At 62.9% G+C, this 23,434-nt stretch carries 23 protein-coding genes and 1 pseudogene; 20 read left to right on the top strand and 4 right to left on the bottom strand.

Features of this window, described 5'->3' with window-relative positions; translation table 11 throughout:
- Positions 1-122: 122 nt before the first annotated feature.
- The 11 genes and pseudogenes from AC1D1Y_RS02270 (at position 123) to AC1D1Y_RS02220 (ending at position 8,861) form a co-directional block, all read left to right on the top strand.
- The gene (locus AC1D1Y_RS02270) at positions 123-1,067 is read left to right on the top strand and encodes a substrate-binding domain-containing protein (protein WP_477680954.1); all 945 of its coding nucleotides are present in this window, start codon (positions 123-125) and stop codon (positions 1,065-1,067) included.
- A 65-nt stretch (positions 1,068-1,132) separates the two neighbouring features.
- Entirely contained in the window at positions 1,133-2,413 is a 1,281-nt protein-coding gene (locus tag AC1D1Y_RS02265) for an L-fuconate dehydratase (protein WP_477680925.1), read from the top strand.
- A 62-nt stretch (positions 2,414-2,475) separates the two neighbouring features.
- Positions 2,476-2,694, top strand: a complete 219-nt coding sequence (locus tag AC1D1Y_RS02260) for a hypothetical protein (RefSeq protein WP_477680924.1) — start codon at positions 2,476-2,478, stop codon at positions 2,692-2,694.
- 32 nt (positions 2,695-2,726) lie between these two features.
- On the top strand, positions 2,727-3,785 hold the full coding sequence (locus AC1D1Y_RS02255; RefSeq protein WP_477680923.1) for a porin: 1,059 nt from the start codon (positions 2,727-2,729) through the stop codon (positions 3,783-3,785).
- A gap of 193 nt (positions 3,786-3,978) precedes the next feature.
- The gene (locus AC1D1Y_RS02250) at positions 3,979-4,932 is read left to right on the top strand and encodes an AEC family transporter (RefSeq protein ID WP_477680953.1); all 954 of its coding nucleotides are present in this window, start codon (positions 3,979-3,981) and stop codon (positions 4,930-4,932) included.
- A gap of 168 nt (positions 4,933-5,100) precedes the next feature.
- Positions 5,101-5,526, top strand: coding sequence for a YciI family protein (locus AC1D1Y_RS02245; RefSeq protein WP_477680922.1), 426 nt, complete (start codon positions 5,101-5,103; stop codon positions 5,524-5,526).
- A 68-nt stretch (positions 5,527-5,594) separates the two neighbouring features.
- A pseudogene (locus tag AC1D1Y_RS02240) lies at positions 5,595-5,930 on the top strand (YciI family protein); the annotation flags it as partial.
- A 75-nt stretch (positions 5,931-6,005) separates the two neighbouring features.
- Positions 6,006-6,368: a YciI family protein gene (locus AC1D1Y_RS02235; protein ID WP_477680952.1), complete on the top strand. Its 363-nt coding sequence runs from the start codon at positions 6,006-6,008 to the stop codon at positions 6,366-6,368.
- A 177-nt stretch (positions 6,369-6,545) separates the two neighbouring features.
- Positions 6,546-7,082, top strand: a complete 537-nt coding sequence (locus AC1D1Y_RS02230; protein ID WP_477680921.1) for an SRPBCC family protein — start codon at positions 6,546-6,548, stop codon at positions 7,080-7,082.
- Positions 7,083-7,124: 42 nt separating this feature from the next.
- The gene (locus tag AC1D1Y_RS02225) at positions 7,125-7,556 is read left to right on the top strand and encodes a YciI family protein (protein WP_477680920.1); all 432 of its coding nucleotides are present in this window, start codon (positions 7,125-7,127) and stop codon (positions 7,554-7,556) included.
- A 6-nt stretch (positions 7,557-7,562) separates the two neighbouring features.
- The gene (locus tag AC1D1Y_RS02220; RefSeq protein WP_477680919.1) at positions 7,563-8,861 is read left to right on the top strand and encodes an RNA polymerase sigma factor; all 1,299 of its coding nucleotides are present in this window, start codon (positions 7,563-7,565) and stop codon (positions 8,859-8,861) included.
- 3 nt (positions 8,862-8,864) lie between these two features.
- Here AC1D1Y_RS02220 and AC1D1Y_RS02215 read toward each other — a convergent pair whose 3' ends face one another.
- Positions 8,865-10,151 (bottom strand): MFS transporter, encoded by a 1,287-nt coding sequence (locus tag AC1D1Y_RS02215; protein ID WP_477680918.1) that lies wholly within the window; start codon positions 10,149-10,151, stop codon positions 8,865-8,867.
- A gap of 141 nt (positions 10,152-10,292) precedes the next feature.
- Here AC1D1Y_RS02215 and AC1D1Y_RS02210 point away from each other — a divergent pair, with 141 nt between their 5' ends.
- From AC1D1Y_RS02210 to AC1D1Y_RS02175, 8 genes are all read left to right on the top strand, one after another.
- Positions 10,293-11,057 carry an ArsR/SmtB family transcription factor gene (locus AC1D1Y_RS02210; protein WP_477680951.1) on the top strand — a complete coding sequence of 255 codons (765 nt, stop codon included), beginning with the start codon at positions 10,293-10,295 and terminating at the stop codon, positions 11,055-11,057.
- Between the two features lie 910 nt (positions 11,058-11,967).
- Positions 11,968-12,366 carry a DUF7668 domain-containing protein gene (locus tag AC1D1Y_RS02205; RefSeq protein ID WP_477680917.1) on the top strand — a complete coding sequence of 133 codons (399 nt, stop codon included), beginning with the start codon at positions 11,968-11,970 and terminating at the stop codon, positions 12,364-12,366.
- A gap of 85 nt (positions 12,367-12,451) precedes the next feature.
- The gene (locus tag AC1D1Y_RS02200) at positions 12,452-12,985 is read left to right on the top strand and encodes an alpha-ketoglutarate-dependent dioxygenase AlkB family protein (protein ID WP_477680916.1); all 534 of its coding nucleotides are present in this window, start codon (positions 12,452-12,454) and stop codon (positions 12,983-12,985) included.
- A 138-nt stretch (positions 12,986-13,123) separates the two neighbouring features.
- A complete protein-coding gene (locus AC1D1Y_RS02195) occupies positions 13,124-14,095 on the top strand; it encodes a hypothetical protein (protein WP_477680915.1) in 972 nt (323 codons plus the stop codon).
- A gap of 26 nt (positions 14,096-14,121) precedes the next feature.
- Positions 14,122-14,691 carry a hypothetical protein gene (locus tag AC1D1Y_RS02190; protein ID WP_477680914.1) on the top strand — a complete coding sequence of 190 codons (570 nt, stop codon included), beginning with the start codon at positions 14,122-14,124 and terminating at the stop codon, positions 14,689-14,691.
- A gap of 118 nt (positions 14,692-14,809) precedes the next feature.
- The gene (locus AC1D1Y_RS02185) at positions 14,810-15,526 is read left to right on the top strand and encodes a DUF6348 family protein (RefSeq protein WP_477680913.1); all 717 of its coding nucleotides are present in this window, start codon (positions 14,810-14,812) and stop codon (positions 15,524-15,526) included.
- Positions 15,527-15,708: 182 nt separating this feature from the next.
- Positions 15,709-15,990 carry a hypothetical protein gene (locus AC1D1Y_RS02180; protein ID WP_477680912.1) on the top strand — a complete coding sequence of 94 codons (282 nt, stop codon included), beginning with the start codon at positions 15,709-15,711 and terminating at the stop codon, positions 15,988-15,990.
- A gap of 118 nt (positions 15,991-16,108) precedes the next feature.
- On the top strand, positions 16,109-16,534 hold the full coding sequence (locus AC1D1Y_RS02175; protein ID WP_477680911.1) for a DUF2059 domain-containing protein: 426 nt from the start codon (positions 16,109-16,111) through the stop codon (positions 16,532-16,534).
- A gap of 53 nt (positions 16,535-16,587) precedes the next feature.
- On the opposite strand, the gene priA is transcribed toward AC1D1Y_RS02175, so the two are convergent.
- Both priA and hemE read right to left on the bottom strand, forming a co-directional pair.
- Entirely contained in the window at positions 16,588-18,789 is a 2,202-nt protein-coding gene (gene priA, locus AC1D1Y_RS02170; RefSeq protein ID WP_477680910.1) for a replication restart helicase PriA, read from the bottom strand.
- 375 nt (positions 18,790-19,164) lie between these two features.
- A complete protein-coding gene (gene hemE / locus AC1D1Y_RS02165; RefSeq protein WP_477680909.1) occupies positions 19,165-20,274 on the bottom strand; it encodes a uroporphyrinogen decarboxylase in 1,110 nt (369 codons plus the stop codon).
- 125 nt (positions 20,275-20,399) lie between these two features.
- Between hemE and AC1D1Y_RS02160 the strand changes: the two genes are divergently transcribed.
- A complete protein-coding gene (locus tag AC1D1Y_RS02160; RefSeq protein ID WP_477680908.1) occupies positions 20,400-20,759 on the top strand; it encodes an aminoacyl-tRNA synthetase in 360 nt (119 codons plus the stop codon).
- A gap of 8 nt (positions 20,760-20,767) precedes the next feature.
- Here AC1D1Y_RS02160 and AC1D1Y_RS02155 read toward each other — a convergent pair whose 3' ends face one another.
- A complete protein-coding gene (locus AC1D1Y_RS02155; RefSeq protein WP_477680907.1) occupies positions 20,768-23,281 on the bottom strand; it encodes a sensor domain-containing protein in 2,514 nt (837 codons plus the stop codon).
- Positions 23,282-23,434: the final 153 nt, after the last annotated feature.

The raw sequence follows: 23,434 nt of genomic DNA, 5'->3' as shown, positions 1-23,434 counted from the left end.
GTCTCAGCCGCCGGGCCGCATGCGTGCAGTTCCTAGCCAAGGAGAACCCCAAACCCCAGCCCCTGCCCACGTTTGATTTTGATATTCATTGCAGCAACCCATAACGATCAGGAGACGACATGATTTTGAAACGAACACTTTTGAGCCTCGCACTGGGCCTTGGCCTGGCTTCCACCTTGAGCACGACGGCGCTGGCCGCCGACGAGATCTACATCCCGATGATCTCCAAGGGCTTTCAGCACCAGTTCTGGCAGGCCGTCAAGGCAGGGGCCGAGCAGGCCGGCAAGGATTACAAGGTCAAGGTGACCTTCGAAGGCCCCGAGAGCGAGAGCATGGTGGACAAGCAGATCGACATGTTCGCGGCGGCGCTGGCCAAAAAACCGTCGGCCATCGGCTTTGCCGCGCTGGACAGCAAGGCGTCGATCCCGCTGCTGAAAAAAGCCCAGGCCGCCAAGATCCCGGTCATCGCTTTTGACTCGGGCGTGGACAGCGACATCCCGGTGACCACGACCACTACCAACAACGTGGCTGCCGCGGCGCTGGCCGCCGACAAGATGGCCGAGCTGATCGGCAAGAGCGGCGATGTCGCCCTGGTGGTGCACGACCAGACCAGCCGCACCGGTATCGACCGTACCGAGGGATTTGTCAACCGCATCAAATCGACCTATCCCAACATCAAGATCGTCAGCGTGCAGTACGGCGGCGGCGACCAGCTCAAATCGACCGAGATCACCAAGTCCATCCTGCAGGCCAACCCCAACCTGAAGGGAATTTTCGGCGCCAACGAAGGCTCGGCCATCGGTGCATTGAACGGCGCCAGGGAGATGAAGCGCAAGGTGGTGATCATCGGCTACGACTCCGGCAAGCAGCAAAAAGCCGCCATCCTGGACGGCTCCATGGCCGGCGCCATCACGCAGAACCCGGTCGGCATCGGCTACAAGACCGTGGAGGCGGCGGTCAAGTCCCTCAAGGGCGAGAAGCTGCCCAAGGTCATCGACACCGGCTTTTACTACTACGACAAGACCACCATCAACGACCCCAAGATCGCGGCGGTTTTGTATGACTGATGGGTGCGGCGGCCTCAAGGCTGCCACGCGCTGAAGCTTCTTCACCAGGCAAACGGCAATCCTTCATGAGCACTATCCAATCCCTGCGTGTCATCGACGTGCGCTTTCCGACGTCGCGGCATCTCGACGGCTCGGATGCGATGAATCCGGACCCGGATTATTCGGCCGCCTATGTGGTGCTGGAAACCGGCCAGCCGGGGCTCGAAGGCCACGGCCTGACCTTCACCATAGGCCGCGGCAATGAGGTCTGCTGCGCCGCCATCGAAGCCATGCGCCATCTGGTGGTCGGCCTGGACATGGACTGGGTGACCGCGGACATGGGCCGTTTCTGGCGTTACATCACCTCGGACAGCCAGCTGCGSTGGATWGGCCCGGACAAGGGYGCKATCCACCTGGCSACMGSCGCCGTGGTCAATGCCGTGTGGGACCTGTGGGCCAAGCAGGAGGGCCTGCCGGTGTGGAAGCTGGTGGCCCGCATGAGCCCGGAAGAAATCGTCAGGCTGATCGACTTTCGCTACATCACCGACTGCATCACGCCGGCCGAAGCGCTGGCGCTGTTGACGCGCCAGGCCGCCGGCAAGGACGCGCGCCTGAAGACGCTCGAGCAGGAAGGCTATGCCTGCTACACCACGTCCGCCGGCTGGCTGGGCTATGACGACGAAAAGCTCAGACGCCTGGCCCAGGAGGCGGTGGACGCCGGCTTTTCACACATCAAGCTCAAGGTGGGCCGAGACCTGCAGGACGACATCCGGCGGGTGCGCGTCGCCCGCGAGGTGCTCGGCCCCGACCGCACCCTGATGATCGATGCCAACCAGGTGTGGGACGTGAACGAGGCGATCGACTGGCTGGAACACCTGCGTTTTGCCAAGCCCTGGTTCATCGAGGAGCCGACCAGCCCCGACGACATCGAAGGCCACCGCCGCATCCGCGAGGCGGTCAAGGGCGACATGCAGGTCGCCACCGGCGAGATGTGCCAGAACCGCGTCATGTTCAAGCAGCTCATCATGCAGGGCGCGATTGACGTGGTGCAGATCGACGCCTGCCGGCTCGGCGGGGTCAATGAGGTGCTGGCCGTGATGCTGATGGCCGCCAAGTACGGGCTCAAGGTGTGCCCGCATGCCGGCGGGGTCGGCCTGTGCGAATACGTGCAGCACCTGTCGATGATCGACTACCTCTGCATCGCCGGCACCAAGGAAGGCCGGGTCATCGAATACGTGGACCACCTGCACGAGCATTTCGTGGATCCCTGCGTGATTCGCAATGCCGCCTACATGCCGCCGCAGCGGCCGGGTTATTCGATCGAGATGAAACGCGAGTCGCTGGCGCAGTACGCCTTCAGGGCTTGACGGCACGCCGACCCTTCATTGCCTGCCCATCCATGACCAACAGACGAGACCGGAGCCCCACGATGGACTTATCGACCGACCGCGAAATCGACGACACGGCGGTGTTCCTGCCGCTGGGCGCCATGAACAGACATCCACACCGCCGAAACGCCATGCGGCGCTGCCAGCCACCGGGCCCGAAGAGCACGGTGAAAGCTGGCCGCCATGTTTTCCCCGCCCGAACCGGGTTCGCTCTGGGCAGCCATGCCGGCGAATGGGCATATCCGGACTTCTTCAACTGACTCAATCCAACCACAGAAAAGAGAGACAAATCATGAAAGCTGCTATCCGTAGTATGTACCTGGGCGTTGCCTGCGCGGCCGTGCTGGCTCCGCAAATGGCCTCTGCCCAGTCCACCGTCACCTTGTATGGACGGGTCGTGTCAGGCCTGGCCTATATCGATCATGTGTTTGACCCGGTGGCCAATGCCAGTTTCTCCAAAACCATGGTGGCCAGCAACCAGTGGGGCACCAGCATGTGGGGCATGAAGGGCAAAGAAGACCTGGGGGGCGGCCTCGCGGCCAACTTCCTTCTCGAAAGCGGGTTTGAGCTTAAAAACGGGGGGGCCGGAACGAACCTGTTCAATCGCCGCGCCTATGTCGGCCTGTCCAACGCCAGCTGGGGCAGTTTTCGCCTTGGCAAGAACCTGTTCATCAGCAACGACGTGTGGGACCTGGACCCGACCGGCCAGCAGTGGGTGGGCAGCGCCACCCTGGTCAGGGGACGCAGCTGGCCTGGTGCCAACAATGTGATCGAGTATTCAACGCCTGACATGGGCGGCTTTAATGCCACGGGGCAGATCTCGCTCGGCGAACAGGCGGGCAACAGCAAGGCCAACCGCGGCGAAGGCTTTTCTCTGACCTATGCGAACCAGGACCTGATGCTGCGCGCCATCTATTCCCAGCGCCGTAATGCTGTCGGCACCTTCACGGATGTTTTCAACACCTCCAAGGAAACCATCATCGGCGGCACTTACAAGATCGGCCCGGCCAAGCTGTATGCGGCTTACGACTACATCACCGCAGCCGACGCGGCCCTCACCGCCGCGAGCAAGCTCAAGCATGCCTGGGTCGGCGTTCGCTACGATGTGACGCCGGCGCTCACGCTGATCGGTTCGGTCTTCCACGTCAAGTCCGACCGGGTGGCCGGCAAGGCCACGCTCGGCATGGTGGGCGCGGACTACAGCATGTCCAAGCGCACGCTGCTGTACGCGGCATTCGGCAACGTCAGCAACTCCAGTGGCGCCAACTTCGGGGTGGACACGGTATCGGGAAATCCGGCGATCAACCAGTCGCAAAGAACCATTTACGCGGGCATTGCGCACAGCTTTTAAAGCGGCGGCGCCGGGCTGGCGGGATTCACATCGGAATCACGCCACCCGCCAGCCGTCCTGCCATCATTTGCTCTGTCATAAGTAGCTGCAGCGCAGGCACTCCCTGCGCTGCAGCTATTTTTTTTTGCCCAATCGACGGGTGGGCAGAGCTTTGCGACGCACCACACGCAAGGCCTGGGCGACAATCAGCGCCGTGCTCGGCATTCTTTTCGTCACCTTTCCCTTTTTCGCCCTGGTGCTGTGCGGCTACCTTGCCGCGCGCCGCGGCCTGCTTCCGCAGCTGGCCATTCCCGGCCTCAACACCTTTGTGCTGTATTTCGCGCTGCCCTGCATGCTCTACCGCTTCGGCGCCGGCACGCCGATCGCGCAGCTGCTGGACGCCAGCCTGGTCGCGGTTTACCTGGTGTGCGCGCTGCTGATGGTGGCCTTCACCGTGGTGCTCACGCGCAAGGGCCGCATTGCCTGGAACGATGCGTCCTTCGGCGCGCTGGTCGCGGCCTTTCCCAACACCGGCTTCATGGGTGTGCCCCTGCTGGTGGCGCTGCTGGGCGCGCAGGCCGCCGGCCCGGCCATCGTCACCATCCTTGTTGATCTATTGGTGACGAGTTCGCTGTGCATCGCGCTGTCGCGGCTGGATTCGGCCGACATCCACGGCGCCGAAGTCGCCGCGCAGAAGGCGCTCAAGGGCGTGGCGCTCAATCCCATGCCCTGGGCCATCGTGCTGGGCGCGCTGTCGTCAGGCTTCGGGGTGGCGCTCCCCGGGCCGGTGATGCAGACCGTGGGGCTGCTGGCCGACGCCGCCTCGCCGGTGGCGCTGTTCACCATMGGCGCGGTGCTGGCCCGCTCACAGATGAACAGCGTTGCGGCCACGCCGCTCAGGGACTACGTGCCGGTGGCGCTGATCAAGCTGGTGGTCCATCCGGTGCTCGTGGGCCTGGTGGGGCTGGGCGCCATCGCGCTGGGCGTGCCCCTGGATCGGTTTGCGCTCACCGTGATCGTGCTGGTGGCGGCCCTGCCCAGCGCCAGCAACGTGGCGATGCTGGCCGAGCGCTTCGGCGCCGACAACGGCCGCATCGCGCGCATCATCCTGCTGTCCACCGTGCTGGCCTTTTTCAGCTTTTCGGCGGCCGTAGCCCTGCTCACCTGAGGCGGAGCCCGGGCCTGCGCCCGGGTTTCAGCGGCTGTTACAAAAAAACTGAAAAAAGACGGCGCCCCTGCTGTCGATTTCGCTCCGCCTGTTCGTCGTACCGGTAAGAGCAGGATGTTTCTGCCCGGGTTGTCCGGGCTCTCCGCTCCCAACCCAAAGGAGTCCGATATGAAATTCATGGTCCTGGTGAAAGCCGACAAACACAGCGAAGCCGGTGAAATGCCCAGCGAACAACTGCTGGCCGACATGGGCAAGTTCAACGAATCACTGGTCAAGGCCGGCGTCATGCTGGCGGGCGAGGGGCTGCACCCGAGCTCCAAAGGCGCGCGCGTCAGGTTTTCCGGCAGCAAACGCACCGTGATTGACGGGCCCTTCCCCGAAACCAAGGAACTGGTGGCCGGCTTCTGGATGCTGCAGGTTTCGTCGAAGGAAGAGGCGATTGAATGGGTCAAACGCTGCCCCTTCCCGCCGGAGAGCGAAGCTGAAATCGAAATTCGCCAGGTGTTCTCGGCCGAAGACTTCGGCGCCGAATTCACGCCCGAACTGCGCGAAGCCGAGGAACGCCTGCGCCGGCAGATGGAATCACAGGGCTGAAACATGCCGGGCCCGTGTTTGAGGTAAAAACCTGGGACGGCGGCATCGGGCCACCCAAGGAAATTCACATGCAATTCATGATCCTGCGCAAATCCGACGCGAGCACCGAGGCCGGCGAACTGCCCAGCCCCGCGCTGCTGGCCGCCATGGGCGCTTACAACGAAGAACTCGCCAAAGCTGGCATGCTGCTGGGCGGCGAGGGCCTGCAGCCCAGTTCAAAGGGCGCGCGCATCCGCTTCTCCGGCGGCAAGCCCACGGTCGTCGACGGCCCCTTCACCGAAGCCAAGGAGCTGATCGCCGGCTTCACTATGGTCGAGGCGGCCTCGCGCCAGGAAGTCATCGAGTGGCTCAAACGTTGGCCGCAGGAAGATGCCGGCGGCAACAGTTCGCTGGAGGTCCGCGAAGGCGGCTGCCCCGGCGGCCTGCGCGGCGTGGCCGGTGAGGGCGCACCAGCCCTGCCCGAAGGCTTTCGCCGTTTCATGATTCTGCTCAAGGCCAACGACAGGGCCGAAGCCGGCACCGTGCCCGACAACCAGTGGCTGGGGCGCATGGCCCAGCACAACGACGACGCCGTCAAGGCCGGCGTGCTGCTGCTGGGCGAAGGCCTCAAGCCCAGCGCCAGCGCATCCCGCCTCAAATTCACCCGGGGCAAACCCAGCGTGATGGACGGGCCCTTTGCCGAAGCCAAGGAATTGCTGGCCGGCTTCTGGATCATCCAGGCGCGCTCGCTGCAGGCCGCGGTGGACTGGGCGCTGGGCTACCCGTTTCCTTTCAGCGACACCGAGGAGGTCGAGGTTGAAATCCGGCTGCTGTATGAGGCCGCCGACTTCGCCGCGGCCTGAAGCCCGGGGTGCGGCCAAAAAAATCTGAAATTTTTTTTGGCCGGGCGTGTCGATTTGATGTTTTCCGTTCGTCGTAACGGTGAGCAGACGTTTTTTGGAGGCCGCACAGCGTGCGTGCCCGATAAACCCGGCGCTCGCCCATTCATGAAATGAACGAACACCAAAAAGGGGATTTACATGTTCAAGACCATTGCCATCATTGCCGCCGTTGTCATCGTGCTTTTCATCGTGACGGTGTTGGTGCTTGCCGCCGGCAAGCCCGACACCTTCCGTGTCCAGCGCCAGACCACCGTCCAGGCGCCGCCCGAAAAAATCTTCCCGTTGATCAACGACTACAAGAACTGGGGCGCCTGGTCGCCCTGGGAGAAAAAGGACGCGGCCATGAAGCGCAGCTTCAGCGGCCCGGCCGCCGGCAAGGGCTCGGCCTATGCCTGGGAGAGCAAGGAGGTCGGCACGGGCGACATGCTGATCACCGAATCGGTACCGTCTTCCGTCGTCAGGATAGACCTGAACTTCAGCAAACCCTTTGAAGCCCACAACAAGGTGGTGTTCAGCATCCAGCCGCAGGCCGGCGGCAGTGTGGTGAGCTGGGAGATGGCGGGCCCCGCGCCGCTGATCTCCAGGGTCATGCATGTCTTCTTCAACATCGACAAGATGGTGGGCAAGGACTTTGAAGACGGCCTGGCCGCCATGAAGGCCACCGCGGAAAAGTAAAGCCGGCCGCTGACCTCAAACCCACACCCAAGGAGTACAGAAATGCGATTCATGATGCTGATGATCCCCAAAGGCTACGAAAGCGCCGCCGCCGGCACCCTGCCCAGCGCCGACGCCGTGGCCGCCATGATGAAGTACAACGAAGAGCTGCAAAAAGCCGGCGTGCTGCTCTCGCTTGAAGGCCTGCACCCGCCGTCCATGGGCGCGCGCGTGAGCTTCCCCGGCGGCAAGCCGCGCGTGAGCGACGGCCCCTTCGCCGAAGCCCGTGAAGTGGTGGGCGGCTTCTGGATGATCAACGTGGCCTCGCGCGAGGAAGCCATCCAATGGGCGTCGCGCTGCCCCGCCGCCGAAAACGAGACCATCGAGCTGCGCCAGGTGATGGAAATGTCGGATTTCCCGAGCGACGTGCAGGAAGCCGCCGCCGGCTTCACCGAGATGCAGCAGGCACCCAGCGGAAAAAGCAAGAGCGCCTGAAACCGCATGGCCTCGCATGAAACCCACCGCGCCATCGACGCCGTCTGGCGCATCGAGTCGGCCAAGGTCATCGCCAAGGTCGCGCGCATGGTGCAGGAGGTGGGCTTGGCCGAAGAGATCGCGCAGGATGCGCTGGTCACGGCACTCGAGCGCTGGCCCAAGACAGGCGTTCCCGACAATCCGGGCGCCTGGCTCATGGCCGTCGCCAAGCACCGCGCCATTGATTACTTGCGGCGGCGCAAGCTGCTCGCGCTCAAGCACGAAGAGCTGGGCCGCGAACTCGAGATGGAGCAGGACATGGCCTTCGCCGACGTAGACGAGCCCGGTGACGGGGACGACGGCGCCGACGACTACGGCGACGACCTGCTGCGCCTGATCTTCACCGCCTGCCATCCGGTGCTGTCCACCGAGGCGCGCATCGCGCTCACGCTGCGGCTGCTGGGCGGCCTGAGCACCGACGAGATCGCGCGCGCCTTCCTGGTGCCCGAGCCCACCGTGGCCCAGCGCATCGTGCGCGCCAAGCGCACCCTGGCCGAGGCGCGCGTGCCCTTTGAAGTGCCCGGCCCCGAAGAGCGCGATGCCCGGCTGGCTTCGGTGCTGGAGGTCATCTACCTGATCTTCAACGAAGGCTATTCGGCCACCTCGGGCAGCGACTGGATGCGGCCCGCGCTGTGTGATGAGGCCTTGCGGTTGGGGCGCGTGCTGGCCGAACTGGCGACGCAGGAGCCCGAAGTCCACGGCCTGGTCGCCCTCATGGAAATCCAGGCCTCGCGTGCCAAGGCGCGCACCGGGCCTTCCGGCGAACCCATCCTGCTGCTGGAGCAAAACCGCGCGCGCTGGGACCACCTGCTGATACGCCGCGGCTTCGCCGCACTTGCGCGCGCCGAGGCGCTGGGCGGCGCGCTGGGGCCGTACGCGCTGCAGGCTGCTATCGCCGCCTGCCATGCGCGCGCGCCCACCGGCGCCGACACCGACTGGACACGCATCGCCGCGCTCTACGATGCGCTGGCGCAGCTCGCGCCCTCGCCGGTGGTGGAACTCAATCGCGCGGTGGCGCTGGCCATGGCTTTCGGCCCCGCCACGGGGCTGGAGGTGGCCGACGCGCTGCTGGCCGAGCCCCTGATGAAAAACTACCACCTGCTGCCCAGCGTGCGCGGCGACTTTTTGTTCAAGCTGGGACGCCTCGAGGAGGCCCATGCCGAATTCGAACGCGCCGCCTCGCTTACGCGCAACCTGCGCGAGCGCGAGCTGCTGCTGGCGCGCGCCGCGGCTTGTTTGCCGGATTCCACGCCGCGCCTGGGCTGAACTTCAGCCTGCGGGCTTGCGGCCGCCCAGCATGCAGGCAATCGCGGCCAGCTGCAGCAGCACCGTCGCGCCGAAATAAAGTCCCGTGCCGGCACCCAGGTGCGCGGGGCTTCCATGGCTGGTCACCAGCAGCAGGGCAAACGTGGCCGGCGCCAGCGCCCACAGGCCTTGCGACATCGCGACGATCAGCGCCACCACGCGCGCCACGTCTTCCTTGACGAACTCCACCTGCGCCACCAGCGGCGGCAGCGAGGTCGCGTTGCCGATGCCGACGCCGAACAGCACCACGCCCAGCAGGATCAGCGCGCCCTGGTGTTCCGCTGCGCAGGCCAAAGCCAGTGAGCCGGCGATCTGCACCGCATAACTCACGCTGGCGACCAGGCGGCGGTCGGCGCCGGCCGGCATGCACTTGGCCACGATGGTGCGCCCGCCAATCGCGCAAGCCGTGGCCAGCGCCATCGCCAGGCCCGCGCCCTGGGCGCCCAGGGCCGAAACCAGCAGCGAATACAGGTGCGTGATCAAGCCGGCCTGCGCGAACAGGCTCAGCGCCATGGCGGCGGCCAGCGTGCGAAAGCCGCGGTCCCGCCACAACAGCCGGCCCGGCAGCGGCCTGGCATGCGCTGAGGTAACGCTGCCGGGCGGCGTGCCCGGCGCATCGCCGTCGGGCCGCTGGCCCAGGCGCTCCGGCGTTTGCACCACCACAAAAAAGCTCAGGCAGCCCACGACGGCCAGCATGGCCGCGCCCACCCACAGCGTTGCGGCGGTAAACCCCATCGCGGCAATCAGCGCACCCCATAGCGGTGAAAAAATCACCCCACCCAGGCTGGCACCGTTGTAAGCCTTGGCCAGCGCCATCGGCCGGCCGCGCACAAACCAGGGCGAGATGATGGCGTTGATGCCCGCCGCACCCATGGTGACCCAGCCGCCGCCGGTCAGCAGCGCGGCCGCAAACAATTGCCAGGGCTGGGCAGCCAGCGCCCAGCCGAGCAGGCCCACGGCCAGCGCGGCGGCACCGGCGGCCGTCGTCGCGGCCACACCGAGACGGGCATGGATGCGAGGCATGCAGGCCACCACACCCGCGCCGAACAAAAAGTGAAAGGTCACGGCGCTTGACACCAGCGGCAGCACCCAGCCGGTGCGCGCCAGCACCGCGTGCAGAAAAATCGCCGGGCTGTAAAAACCAATACCCCAGCCGAAGATGGCCAGCACAAAGGCGGCGCGCACCACGGTGGCGCCAAAGAAGGGGCGCGGCGCCGGCGGCTGGAGGATGGGGGACGCGGACGTTTCCATGGGAGTTTCCTTGAGGGGCGGCAGTGCTTGTCGCATGGCCTCCATGGTGCGGCGAAGAGGGGCCGCGATACTTAGCTCGGGAACGAAGCATGGGTTTTCTGATGCTGCTAAGGTTGCTGCTACGAGACCCCAAAACCCATGATGAACACCAACCAGATTGCCCACATCGCCTCGCTGGTCGGCGAACCGGCCCGCACCGCCATGCTGATGGAACTGCTGGACGGCCGTTCGCTTACGGCGCATGAACTGGCCGGCGCCGGCAACGTGTCGCCGCAAACCGCCAGCCGCCACCTGGCGCTGCTGGTCGAAGGCGGCCTGCTGCGCGTCGAGCAGCATGGTCGCCACCGATATCACCGTCTGGCCTCGGCCGACGTGGCCCGCGTGCTCGAAGGCATCACGCAGCTCGCGGCGCAGAACGCGCCCACTGTGCGCCGCGCCGTGGTGCCCGGCCCCAAGGACGCCGCCATGCGCATGGCGCGCAGCTGCTATGACCACATCGCCGGCCGGCTCGGCGTGGCGATTGCGCAGCACCTGGTGGCCGACGGCGCCATTGCGTTTGAGGGGGAGGCCGGCCACGTGACCGACAAGGCCGGCGCCGTGCTGGCGCGCCTGGGCATTGACCTGACGGCTTCACTGCCTGGCACCAACACCAAGCGGCCGTATTGCCGGCCATGCCTCGACTGGAGCGAGCGCCGCTTTCATGTGGCCGGGCAGCTGGGCACGCTGATTTGCACGCATAGCCTTGAGCGCGGTTGGCTCTTGCGCCGCCAGGGCATGCGCGCGCTGGAGATTACGCCCAGAGGTGTGATGGCGCTGCGCGGCTGGATGGGGCAGGAAAGCTGGCGGCAGGTGACGGAGGGCGATGCAGTGCCTGTGCGAGGGGAGCCGCGATCCATTGCCGCCTGAGCCGGGCGCCCGCAAAACGTCACGTTGCCGGCTGATTGTTTCGGCGCGAATCACGGGGCATCGCGCGCGCGGAAGCCGACCTTTGCAGTGCCTGGGTTTAGACCTCAATGCCTTGAACACTACGGAAGCGGAGTTTTGGGCCCTTCCTCAGATGAGGGGATGTTCAAACCTATTCATTTGGTCCAGAATCGCCGCAAGTCTGGAATGCGCCATTGATGCCAGTTCCGGCGTTGCTGCCAATACATTAAGTCAGGTACTCACCGCCATGCCACTGTCCGAAGAAGAGCTCGTCGCGGGCCTTGTGCTTAATGACGACTACGCCCATCACATTGGCCAGGTTGTCAGTGTTGGAACGGAAACGCTTAGGGTCTTGAAGAAGCAATTCTCCATCACGACGCCATACCGCATAGACACCGTGCCGCTTAAAACTTGCGTGGGCTTGCGGTACGAGTCGGGCTCATCAGTCTTTCACATCATCGCCGGGGCACTTCTGGTGGTATTGATGTTGGCCATCGCATACTTCCTCATCATTTATTGGTCACGGTTGGAGCCAGGGACGAGAGTCCAGGTGGGTCTGCTGACACTCGCCTTTGCGTACGGCCTCCGGTGGGCCTTCATGTCCAAGCATCATCGCCTGGTCTTCAACTTGCGGGACGGAGCGAGACTTCATTGGCGGTCTCGGTCTGGGGATTTCAAGTACCGTGAGCGCGCGGTTGAGAAGGTCATTGAGTACATGCGGTCCATTGGAGTCCCTGTGACCACGAATGAAGCGCGCACTTGACGGATCAATCGACACGGATCCACACCTACGGGAGGCGGCTTCGCCGCAAAGGGTGGTGGTCTGGTCATCTTTTGGGCTCTTGCCTACGGCATACATTACGTCAGGCGTTGCAAGAGAGGCGGCCACGATATGAGTGTTCGTAGTTCAAGCACTGAAGTGTTGGTGGTTAAAGACGGAGCACAGGAACGACCGATCCCCACGGTTTGGCGGCCCGTGTTCCGCGATATCGTGAACGCTTTTGCCGAGCACGACTACTGCTTAAAAGCGGGCGTGTTGGGAGTTGAGCCTGTTTCCGCGGACACGGCTGCCCATATCCGGGACTACATTCAGAGCTACGGAGAAATTTTGGTGGAACTGCCAGATGAGACGTGGGATTCGTCTGTTTGCATCTGGTCGGGAAATCACTGGGACGCGCTGGTAGACCTATGGACGCAAGCGGAAGGTCGAAGTGATTTGGTGCTGAGTGCGCGCGTCACAGATAGCAATCCCGGCTTCTCGTTCAAAATTCATATGGTTTATGTGCCGTAGCGATGACGACGCCTAACCCATTCGCCAAGGGGACGTCCTCTGGCAAGCCGAAGTCCACCCCTTACGTCGCAAAGTGCCCTTTCCCATGCTTCCAGCACCCAATGTCACCTTCGTTCCAGACTTTGTGGCAAGCCACAAGGACTTGTTTGACCGTCTGCTGTCTTCGGTTGCCTGGGATGAGCGCCTGCGCGCTCGAAAGACAGCAAGTTTTGGGGTCTCCTACGACTACTCGGGTATCACATACCCGCAAGTTGCCATGCCTGAGAGCCTTCAAGGAATCTGCAAACAGATCGAGGCAACATTGGGCTTTTATCCCAACAACTGCCTGCTGAATTACTACCCGGATAGCCAGTCTTCAATGGGTTTTCACTCCGATTCAACTGAAGAACTGGCAGAAGGTACCGGGGTCGCGATCGTTTCCCTCGGCAGCGAGCGCGAGATGATGTTCCGCTACAAGCAGCTTCGTTCACACGAGGTTCCATATGCATTGACGCCAGGCTCTCTCTTGTACATGTCAAAAGAGTTCCAGTCCTTGTGGCTCCATGCCATTCCAAAATCACCCGGCTCCGGCCAGAGAATCAGCCTCACCTTTAGGCTTATGCTCAAGACTGTTGCCTAACCCATTGATCAATGGAGCAAGCGATTCAAATGAGACAAACCTCAATGCTGGGTTTTATGGGCGAAGTCGCCAAGTTATGCCGCAGCATTTTGCGGCATGCGCTATCTTAGGGCCCACATGGCAAATCGTTCCTACCTATTGAACACTGATATCTTGACCAGCGACCCGCAGATATTGCGGGTGGGGTTGAGTCGCGGCAGCGAATATGTGGAAATTGCAGAGGCGGCCTATCGCATTCCTCTCCCGTGGCTGTGTTGCTTCAGGAACGTACCGCTTTACAAAGTGAGTGTCCCGATGGAAGCCGGCTTCACAGACGGTCAAGCGGAACCGTTGGTTATCGAGCTTCCTTGCGTTGAGGTGGCAACCGCGAAACGCAATCTCGAACTCAGCCTCTCCATATTCCAGGAAGTAGCCGGCGATCCCGGCATGGGCGAAGACTACTGGAAGCTTGCCTGCGACGGCCTCGCAGATCTGCCACTTCCCTATCTGACTCTGAACCCTATCGAAGTTCTGTTCATGGGTGACCCCACCGAAGAGTCGGTGGCCTTCGCGGCGTGCATACGATCTCCTTCACCACCGATCTCGCTGATGAAACGCATCTCTGGGTTCAAAGATGGCTTCTTGGCATTCAGCGCCAAGGACTTCTATTCGCTCCCTTTGGCAGAACTTGATCACCAAGCGCGCCTCTCGTGCTCGCGCTCGCTGGATGCAGGATATTTGGGCCGGGATCACAGGTATTGGCATAGGTCGACTCCAAGTCCGACACTTTCAACTTACGATTCAATCCCCGAATCCAAGGTTGTCGCCGAATCATTCAGGCTGGCTCCTCCCGCCGTCGACGTTCCGCTTAAACCCGACGTTATGAGCAACGAGCCTTTCGATCCATCCAAACAACTCTACCCTCTGGGCTATCTTCTGCGCCTCGCCGTAGTCTTGGCTTTGGTGATAGGCGGAGGAGTCTGCGTAATTTTTTACGGCCAAATCGTCGGAGGGGTAATGTGGATATGTGTGCCGTTCTTTCAGAGGTTTAGCGGACTTCGAGAGATGCACAAAAAACACAAGGCAGAAATGGCAGCGTTTCTAGCGCGATCCAGAGAACTCAAGCCCTGAAAAGGCAAATGCCGCCGGGGTCACTCATGCTTCGTTTCAAATTTCTCGTTGCGATCAGCCTATGTCCGGTCGCCGCAAGTGCTGGCCTGGATATAACGGCTTATGAAAATCTGACCATTGTCCGATCACCGCGAGTCGCCAAAGACGGAGAACCGACAGGACAGAATCAGGTCAAGTTAGCCCCGGTGCATTTTGCTGAGCGCTTTGCCGGGCTGACAGCAGGAGCGGTGTACCGCTATCAGTCGTCCTTTGAGTTCAGGGCAGGTTCCTACTCCGGCTACAACCATTGGAGGAATGAACTGGCGAAGCTCGCTGGCTACGGGCAGACTCCGTACAAGGCGGTTAATGGCAAGGTTGAGCTTCGGTACGACGCTACCGTTTGGAGCGCCAAGAGGGGACCATTTTGGGAGCTCATTGACTTCTCTGACGCGGAAGGCGTCATTGGTCCGGTTGTCTGCAAACGCGTCTACAGGGACTTCCTCCAGTACCAAGCTGCGGCGTCAAAGCATTCCGACGAATACTTCCGCACCTCCTATGGGGACTGGAAGAAGGCGTTTTCCATGTGTGCCAATGGTGGAGCTATCGTCTTTCATTGACCCCGGGCCAATACGAGAGTGCGCTATCTGACTATGCCTAACCCTTCCTTCAAGCGGACCTGCCTGCGGCAGTCAGCTTGAGTCAAACTTTTTACCCCTACGTGCCCCCTTCTCAAACATGCGAAATCTCTTTGTCACACTACTTCTCTTCCTGGCGTCGGCCGTCCATGCGGGCCAGGGAGCAGAGTACGTCAACTCCTACTTCGAGCTCTGGCTTAAAGCTCACAACTTCAACGACTTCGAAAAGAGGAAGGATGGAATCTATTTCCCACGAACGGGAGTCCTGCTTGGCGGGGAGATCCATGAGGCTAAAGAGCTGACTCCGGGAAAGTTCTACTCTGTGGAATCGCGAATCTCCATAACCTTCAAGAATGGCAGAAGGCTTGAGGACTACGTCGCTGGAGCCGGAACAAAGATGGATGCAGCCTTCTACGACTCCCTGCAAAACTTCTGTCTAACCACTTTGCACCCGATTTACGCCGAGCTATTCAATCGCGAAGACCCGCACGTTCGGAAGGCAACCTGGAAGATCAGCGGAGCCCCCAGACGTGTATTCCTTTCGGAGTGGGGTCAACGCGGCACGAAGTTGAGCGAATCCGTCCAGGTGCAAGTTGAGAAGCTCTTTGCTGAAGAATTGCAGCGTTCAAGCATGTCTGCCGAACTTCATTGGGTAAAGCTCGTCGTGTTCATCAACGAGGGGAAGCTCCAGACCTTGACTGTTACGGTCGATGGCGTTACTCAGGAAAACGCCACGCGGCGGCTAGCTGCATACAACTGGCCCACTGCGAATGGCTTTTCCATGGCGAAGTTGTTCTTCGTCATTGGTAGGGTCTAACTCTTCTATTGAGTCAGTCCTTGTGGCTCCACGCCATTCCAAAATCTCCCGGCTCTGGCCAGAGAATCAGCCTCACCTTTAGGCTTATGCTCATGACGGGTGTCTAACCCTTGATCAATGGAGCAAGCTATTCAAATGAGACAAACCTCAATGCTGGTTTTTATGGGCGAAGTCGCCAAGTTATGCCGCAGCATTTTTGCGACATACATGACGTCAAGTGTCTTTGGGTGGAACGCATGTTAGCCGTAGCCATCCTTCTGGTCACTGTCATCTTCCTGTCGGTTGTAGTCGCGTTTGGCGGTCCAATATTGCGCCGGTTGTTGGCGAAAGACCATGTATTGCAGAAGTACCTGACCGATGATGCGATCGAAAGTGCCCTTGGCTGGATTGCACGAAACAAGGGCCAGATTGCGGGAGGGCTGTTGTTGGCAACGTTCACGGTAATCACGATTGTTTATTCGTAAATAGGACCCGTTAGGTCGCCGCGGATGCCCTTAAGCTGCAGTGCCTGGCGCCTCCGGTGTGCGTGCGCTAGTTACTTCCGACGTTATGCGTCATATCCGTGAGTGAAAAGGACCCAGAATGAGAGTACTTTCCGCGTTTCTTCTTTTCTTCGTGCTCAGCGTCAATTTCGCATTTGCAGATCCGGTTGCCAGTAGGGATTCGGCAAGGAGGTACGCGAAGGCGATTCCCCAGCAGGAAGTGGTCGATGAGATGCTTGCCTACCATGTACGTAACGTACCTGCACAGGGACGGAAGAGTTTAGCCAACGAAATCCGAAGTCGATTGAACAGCGACAAGTTATTGGAAACGTACATCGACATACTTGTGTCTGTGTATACGACTGAAGAATTAAATGCGCTGGCCGACTTCTATTCCAGTCCTATCGGTGCCTCGGTAAACGCCAAGCGATGGCAGGTTGTCGACAAGTACTGGATGTTCCGTGAAGAGGTTGAGCGCGCCGTTAAGCAGGCGGCTTCTGACTTGCAATTGAATGTTCAAAAGTAACGCACCCAAGTGGACCGTGTGAGTCTCGTAAAAATACACCGCCGGCCATTCCATCAAATCGCAATCGGATCCACATCAATTGCCCAGCGGATCAGGCTTTTAAATTCCGCCTGCTGGCGCGTTTCAAACAGCACCGGCTGCCAGGCCGCGAGGAAGCGCTGCAGCGCCGCTCGCGAAGAACTTTCGACCAGCATCTGCGCGCGCTCGATGTCGGCCACGCGCTGTATCGTCATCGGCACCGCCGGGTAGGCCGTGACCTGGCCGTTGCCCGTGAGCTGCAGCGCGTCGGCCTGGGCTGCCGCGGCGTTCAGGAAACCTTGCGCCACCTCCTGCGTGCGCGCCTCGGCGCGCACCAGCGCCGAAAAACCGAAGGGCGACATGCCGGCCGCTTCGCGTTCGGCCAGCTGCTGCGCTGCGAAGCCCGCGTAATCGTGCCGCTTGAGCGCCTCGAACAAAGGGTGCTCGGGATGGAAGGTCTGCACCCACATCTCGCTGGCGCCGCTATGGCGCGCGTCGCGGCCGGCCCGGCCGCCGGCCTGCATCAGCAGGCTGAAGAGTCGCTCGGGCGCGCGGAAGTCGCTGGAGAACAGCGCGCCGTCGGGGTTGATGGCGGCCACCAGCGTGATGTGCCGGAAATCGTGGCCCTTGGCGATCATCTGCGTGCCGACCAGCACGTCGACCTCGCCCGCATGCACGCTGGCCAGCTGTGATTCGAGCGCGCCCTTGAGCCGCGTGGTGTCGGCGTCTATGCGGGCGATGCGCACCGGCTCGCCGTCGGGCCGCTTCACGCCGGCCAGCAGTTCGGCCAGGTGCTCTTCCAGCCGCTCGGTGCCGCGGCCCACGGGCGCGATGTCGATGTTGCCGCAGCTGGGGCAGGCGCGTGGCACGCGCTCGGTGAAACCGCAGTGGTGGCAGCGCAAGGTGCGGTCCATCTTGTGGAAGACGCGAAACGCGCTGCAATGCGGGCACTCGCTTTTCCAGCCGCAGTCATGGCAGGCCAGCACGGGCGCATAACCGCGCCGGTTCAAAAAGATCAGCGACTGCTCGCCGCGCGCCACGCGCTGGGCGATCGCGTCCAGCAGCGGCGGCGCGATGATGCAGTGCTTGGGCTGGTGGTTCATGTCCACGCGCCGCACCGTGGGCAGGCTGCCGGCGTCGCCCAGGGGGCCGGGTTCGCTGGCTTGCGGCGGTGTGGAAGCTTCGGGCTGAGGCCCGGCGGAGTAGGGCGCCAGCTCTTCGCCGGTTGATGAAACCGTCCCGATTCGCTCGTCCATGATGAGCCGTTGGTAGCGACCGGCCAGCGTGGCCTGCCAGCTCTCCAGCGAAGGCGTGGCCGAGCCCAGCAGCACGCGGCAGGGGCCGTGCGCGTGCATGGCGTCTTCCGTTTCTATCTTGGCGCGGTAGACCGCCAGGTCGCGCGCAGAATAACGCGCGCCTTCCTGTTGTTTGTAGCTCGGGTCGTGTTCCTCGTCGACCACGATCAGGCGCAAATTGGGCATGGAGGCGAACACCGCCATGCGCGTGCCCAGCACCAGGCGCGCGTGGCCGGCGTGGGCCGCCAGCCAGCTTTTCAGGCGCTGGGCCGGCGTCAGTCCGCTGTGCAGGGCCACCACGCGCTCCTTGCCCAGGTGGGCAAAACGCTCTTCAAAGCGTGACTGCAGCTGCGGCGTGAGGTTGATTTCGGGCACCATTACCAGCACCTGCGCGGCCGGGTCCAGCTCCAGCACGCGGGCCGCGGCGCGCAGGTAGACCTCGGTCTTGCCACTGCCGGTGGCGCCGAACAGCAGCGCGGGCCGGCTGTCGGCATGGAATTCGGCCAGCACGGCGGCCTGCTGGGTGCTGAGCGCCCACAGGCCGCGGCCGTCCGGCGCGCAGCTGGTGTCGGCTACCGGGCGTTTGAGCCGACGCGCCAGCTGCACATTGCTGAGGTCGCGCAGCTGCGGCGGCAGCGCGGCCAGCGCCACCTCGCCCAGTGAACGCTGGTAATAACTCGCGGTGAACTGCACCAGCTTGCGCCAGGTGGCGGACAAGGGAGGCAGGCCTTCCAGCGCGCCGGCGACGTGGCGCGTCTGCATTTCCAGCAGTGCGCCGCTGTCGGCCAGCAGTTCCCAGACCACGCCCAGGACCTCGCGCCGGCCCAGCGGCACGCGCACCAGCGAGCCCACAGGCAGTGGCGACTCACTCTGATAAGTCAGGGGCCCGGCAATGGAACTGTGCGCGGGCGCCGCGACGACGACTTGCAACCAATAGCTCATTCGGAGTAACTAAATGTGTTTACTTCTTGAGGAATACATCCAGATAATGCGCTAAGTCCTTGATTTCGCGCCACTTTACAGATTTCCAGATTTTCTGTGGATAACTTTGTTGACAGCTTGTCCGCGAAGGTCGCGAAGCCTTGTAAATCAAGGCTTTTCTTAAATTGCCCGGAAAAAAAGCAATTTAAAGTCTTTATATAAATCAACGACTTACGAGCGCTATTGCTTTGATAGCGCGAGATCGGACAGAGTCCCCGCATTGCGGCGGCGCAACAAGATTTTTGTGCATAAGTCCAGCAGCCAAGGCCCGGTTTTGTGCTAGCCATGGTTGAAATTGGCCAATTTCGGGCAGTTTCGGGATATGCGCAAAAAGCGTTAGCTACGGGCGGAGCGCATGCTGCGAGAGTGAGCGTGCACTGCGCGCACCAGCATTTCGACGCTCTCGGGCGGCGTGTGCTGGCTGATGCCGTGGCCCAGGTTGAAAATATGGGTCGGCCCGGCCTTATGGGGGTCGGCATGGGGGGCGCCAAAGCTGTCCAGCACAGCGGCCACCTCGGCTTCGATCTGTGCCGGATTGGCGAACAGCACGTTGGGGTCCAGGTTGCCCTGCAGTGCCTTGGCCTGCGGCCCTTGCTCGCCGACCAGCGCGCGCGCGCGCGCCAGGTTGACGGTCCAGTCCAGTCCCAGCACCTCGCAGTCGAGCTGCGCCATGGCTTCCAGCCACTGGCCGCCGCCCTTGGTGAACACCAGGCGCGGGATCTTCACACCCTCATGTTCGCGTTTGAGCTGGGCCAGCACGCGGGCCGTGTAGGCCAGGCTGAAGGTCTTGAAGGCCGCGTCGGCCAGCACGCCGCCCCAGCTGTCGAAAATCATCACGGCCTGGGCGCCGGCTTCGATCTGGGCGTTCAGGTAGGTCGCCACCGCGTCGGCGTTCACGGCCAGCATTTTGTGCATCAGGTCGGGGCGTTGGTAGAGCATGGTCTTGACCAGGCGGTAGTCGTCGGAACCGGCGCCTTCGACCATATAGCAGGCCAGTGTCCAGGGGCTGCCCGAAAAGCCGATCAGCGGCACGCGGCCGTTCAGGGCCTTGCGGATGGAAGTGACGGCGTCGAACACATAGCGCAGTTTGGCCATGTCGGGCACCTGCAGTTTGGCCACGGCGGCTTCGTCGCGCACCGGCGTGGCAAAACGCGGGCCCTCGCCCAGCGCGAAAGACAGGCCCAGGCCCATGGCGTCGGGCACGGTCAGGATGTCGSTGAACAGGATGGCGGCGTCCAGCGGGTAGCGCTCCAGCGGCTGCAGSGTGACCTCGGTGGCGTAATCGGTGTTGGTGGCCAGGCCCATGAAGCTGCCGGCCTGGGCGCGCGTGGCGCGGTATTCAGGCAAATAGCGGCCGGCCTGGCGCATCAGCCAGACGGGGGTGTGGGGGGTGGCCTGGCGCAGGCAGGCGCGCAAAAAAGTATCGTTTTGAAGGGGTGCGAACATGCACCGATTGTCTCAGGTGTGAGTCTGTGTCCGCTGGCACAGGCACTGGCACTGGCGCGGCTTCGGATTTACCATGGCCGCAGGGGCCCCGACCAGGCCCCGGACAGCCTCCAAGGAGTGTTTCCATGCGCATGAACGACCAGGAATATTTCCGCAGCTGCATCGCCAAGGAACGCCACCTGGCGCAGCTGCTGGGGCACACGCACATCGAAGAATGCTATGAAAGCGCGGGCACGCTATGGGACAGCGCCCAGGCTCTGCCGCAATGGACGCGCGACTGGCGCGCCTGCGGCCCGCTGATGACGGCGCACGGCATCAGCGTGACCTATGACGGCGAAGGCGCGACCCTGGGCGCCACCACGGTGCATTTCAGCGACCACCCGAACCGTGACCGCGCCGTGATGTACGGCATCGTCAAGGAGGTGATTTTCCGGCTGGAGCACCAACGCCAGCCCCAGCAACAGCACCACAAGGCCGCCGCCTAGCGGCCGCGTCACACGGGCAAGGTCTTGATAAAGGCCTCCAGCTCATCAATCGGCAGCGGCTTGCAGAATAAATAACCCTGGTAGCAGTCGCAGCCGTGGCGCGACAGAAAGTCGCGCTGAGCCTCGGTTTCCACGCCCTCGGCCACCACGCCCAGGCCCAGGCTTTGTGCCAGGCCGATGATGGTGCGCGCGATGGCGGCGTCATTGGGGTCGCGCAGGATGTCTTCCACAAAGGACTTGTCGATCTTGAGCTGGTCCAGCGGCAGGCGCTTGAGGCAGGAGAGCGAGGAGTAGCCCATGCCGAAATCGTCGAGCGACAGGGTCACGCCCATTTTCTTGAGCCTGGCCATCTTGCTGATGGTGATTTCCATGTCCTCGGCGAGCAGGCTTTCGGTGAGCTCGAGCTTGAGCTTGTGCGGGCTGACCTGGGTTGCCTTGAGCGCGGCCATCACGAGGTCGACGAACTCGGGATGGCGGAACTGCCGCACGCTGACGTTGACGGCGATGCTCAGCGCCGCGGTTTCGGGGCGCTGCGCCCAGGCCGCGAGCTGGCGGCAGGCGGTCTCCAGCGCCCACTGGCCCAGCGGCAGTATCAGCCCGGCGTCTTCGGCGGCCGGGATGAATTCGGCGGGCTGCACCAGCCCGCGCTCGCCATGCCGCCAGCGCAGCAGCGCCTCCGCGCCGGTCATGCGGCCGTCGCGGCCCACCTGCGGCTGGTAATACAGCAAGAACTGCTTTTCGCGCAGGCCCTGGCGCAGGTCCGACTGCAGCGCGGCGCTGGCCGTCACCGCGGCCTGCATGGCCGGGTTGAAAAAACAGACCGTGTTGCGCCCCGCCATCTTGGCCTGGTACATCGCGAGGTCGGCCTGCTTGAGCAGGTCGCCGATGTTGTTCAGGGTCTGGTTGAAGGCGGTCACGCCTATGCTGCAGGTACTGTAGTGCTGGTAGCCCGCCAGGCTGTAGGGCTCGCACAGCGCGGCCAGGATCTGCCCGCTCACGATCTCGGCCTTGACGGTGGCTTCAGCGGGGTCCTGGCCCAGGTCTTCCAGCATGACCACGAACTCGTCGCCGCCCAGGCGCGCCACCGTGTCGGTCTGCCGCACGCAGGCCGCCAGGCGCCTGGCCACCTGCTGCAGCAGCAGGTCGCCCTTCTGGTGGCCCATGGTGTCGTTGAGCGTCTTGAAGTTGTCCAGGTCGATGAACATCAGCGCGCCTTCACGCGGGTGCCGGCGGTTGTGCAGCAGCGCCTTGTCCAGCCTTTCCATCAGCAGCTGGCGGTTCGGCAGCTGGGTCAGCGGGTCGTAGAAGGCCAGGTGCTTGATCTCGCTTTCCGCCACTTTGCGCCGCGTGATGTCGCGCCCCACCGCCACCCAGTGCGTGACGAACACGCCGGCATCGTCGGCCACCGGCACGATGTCGATTTCCATCCAGAAATGCCGGCCGTTCTTTTTGTAGGTGATGAGTTCGGCCTGCACCGGCTCGCCCTTCTGGAAGGCGTTGCGCAAGCGCTCGAGTTCGCTGCGCTGCGTCAGCGGCCCGCACAGCAGGCGCGGCGAATGGCCCAGCGCCTCCCCGGGGCTGTAGCCCGTGTGCTGCTCGAAGGCATTGTTGACGAAGATGATGCGCAGCCCGGGCCGGCCCGAGGGAACGGCTTCGGCGATGAGCACGATGTCGTTGAGCCGCGAGATGCTGGTCTCCAGCAGCATGAGCTGCTCGCGCGCCTTGCGCCGCTCGCTGACGTCGCGAAAATAAATCGCCAGCCCGTCGGGATAGGGGTAGGCGCGTATCTCGAACCACCTGTCGAGCGGCGCATACAGGGCCTCGAATTCCACCTGGTAGTTGCCGGCCACCGCCGCGCGCACCTGCTCCGAGAACAGGGTGTTGATGGCGCCCGGGAACTCCTTCCAGATGCTTTTGCCCAGCAGCTCCGTTGAGGGCCGGCCCAGCAGGCGCGCGCCTTCGCGGTTGAGGTAGCTGAAGCGCCACTGCGGGTCCAGCGTGTAAAAGCCTTCGGTGATGCTTTCCAGTGTGATGCCCAGGCGTGTGGCCAGGCGCTGGGCGTCCTCGCCGGTCTGCGTAGCCTGCGGCGCGCCGGCATGCCGCGCATCCAGCTGGGCGGCGGCCAGCCCGGCCAGCGTCTCCAGGTCCTCTTCCTGCTCGGGGCCCAGGCTGCGCGCTGTTTTGTCCATGACCGCTAGCACGCCCAGCAGCGTGCCATCCTCCCGGCTCAGCGGCAGGCCGCGGTAAAAGCTGATCTGGGCCGCGCCGCGCGCCGGCAGCGGCGGCTGGCGCGGCGGGGTTTCGAGCGTGGCGCTGCACAGCGCGACCAGCCCTTCGCGCTCCTGCGCGGAAAAACCGGTGCCTGCGACGAACGCGGCTTCGCCGTTTTCAAGGGCCGCGACGATGGCGATCGGCACACCGCAGGCGCGGGCGGCCAGCCGGGCGAGCCGATCAGCGCCGGAATGCGGCAGCACATGGAGCGCGAAGGCGGCGGGCGCTACGGAGGGAACGGAGACGGACACGGGCAAGCACCTGCTTTTCAGACATTTGATCAATGATGCTGACGCATGGCGAGGCGGTTTTCACAGGAGATTTGAAAGCGTTGGCGATAAAGCGTTGCAAAACGTTCCGTCACTTACCTGCGCACGGTTTTGTCCTACGCTGCAGGTCTGTGG

This window comes from Polaromonas sp. P1_G1, from assembly GCF_056405595.1.
Note: the sequence above shows the minus strand (reverse complement) of the source record. Positions and strands in the feature narration are given on the sequence as shown.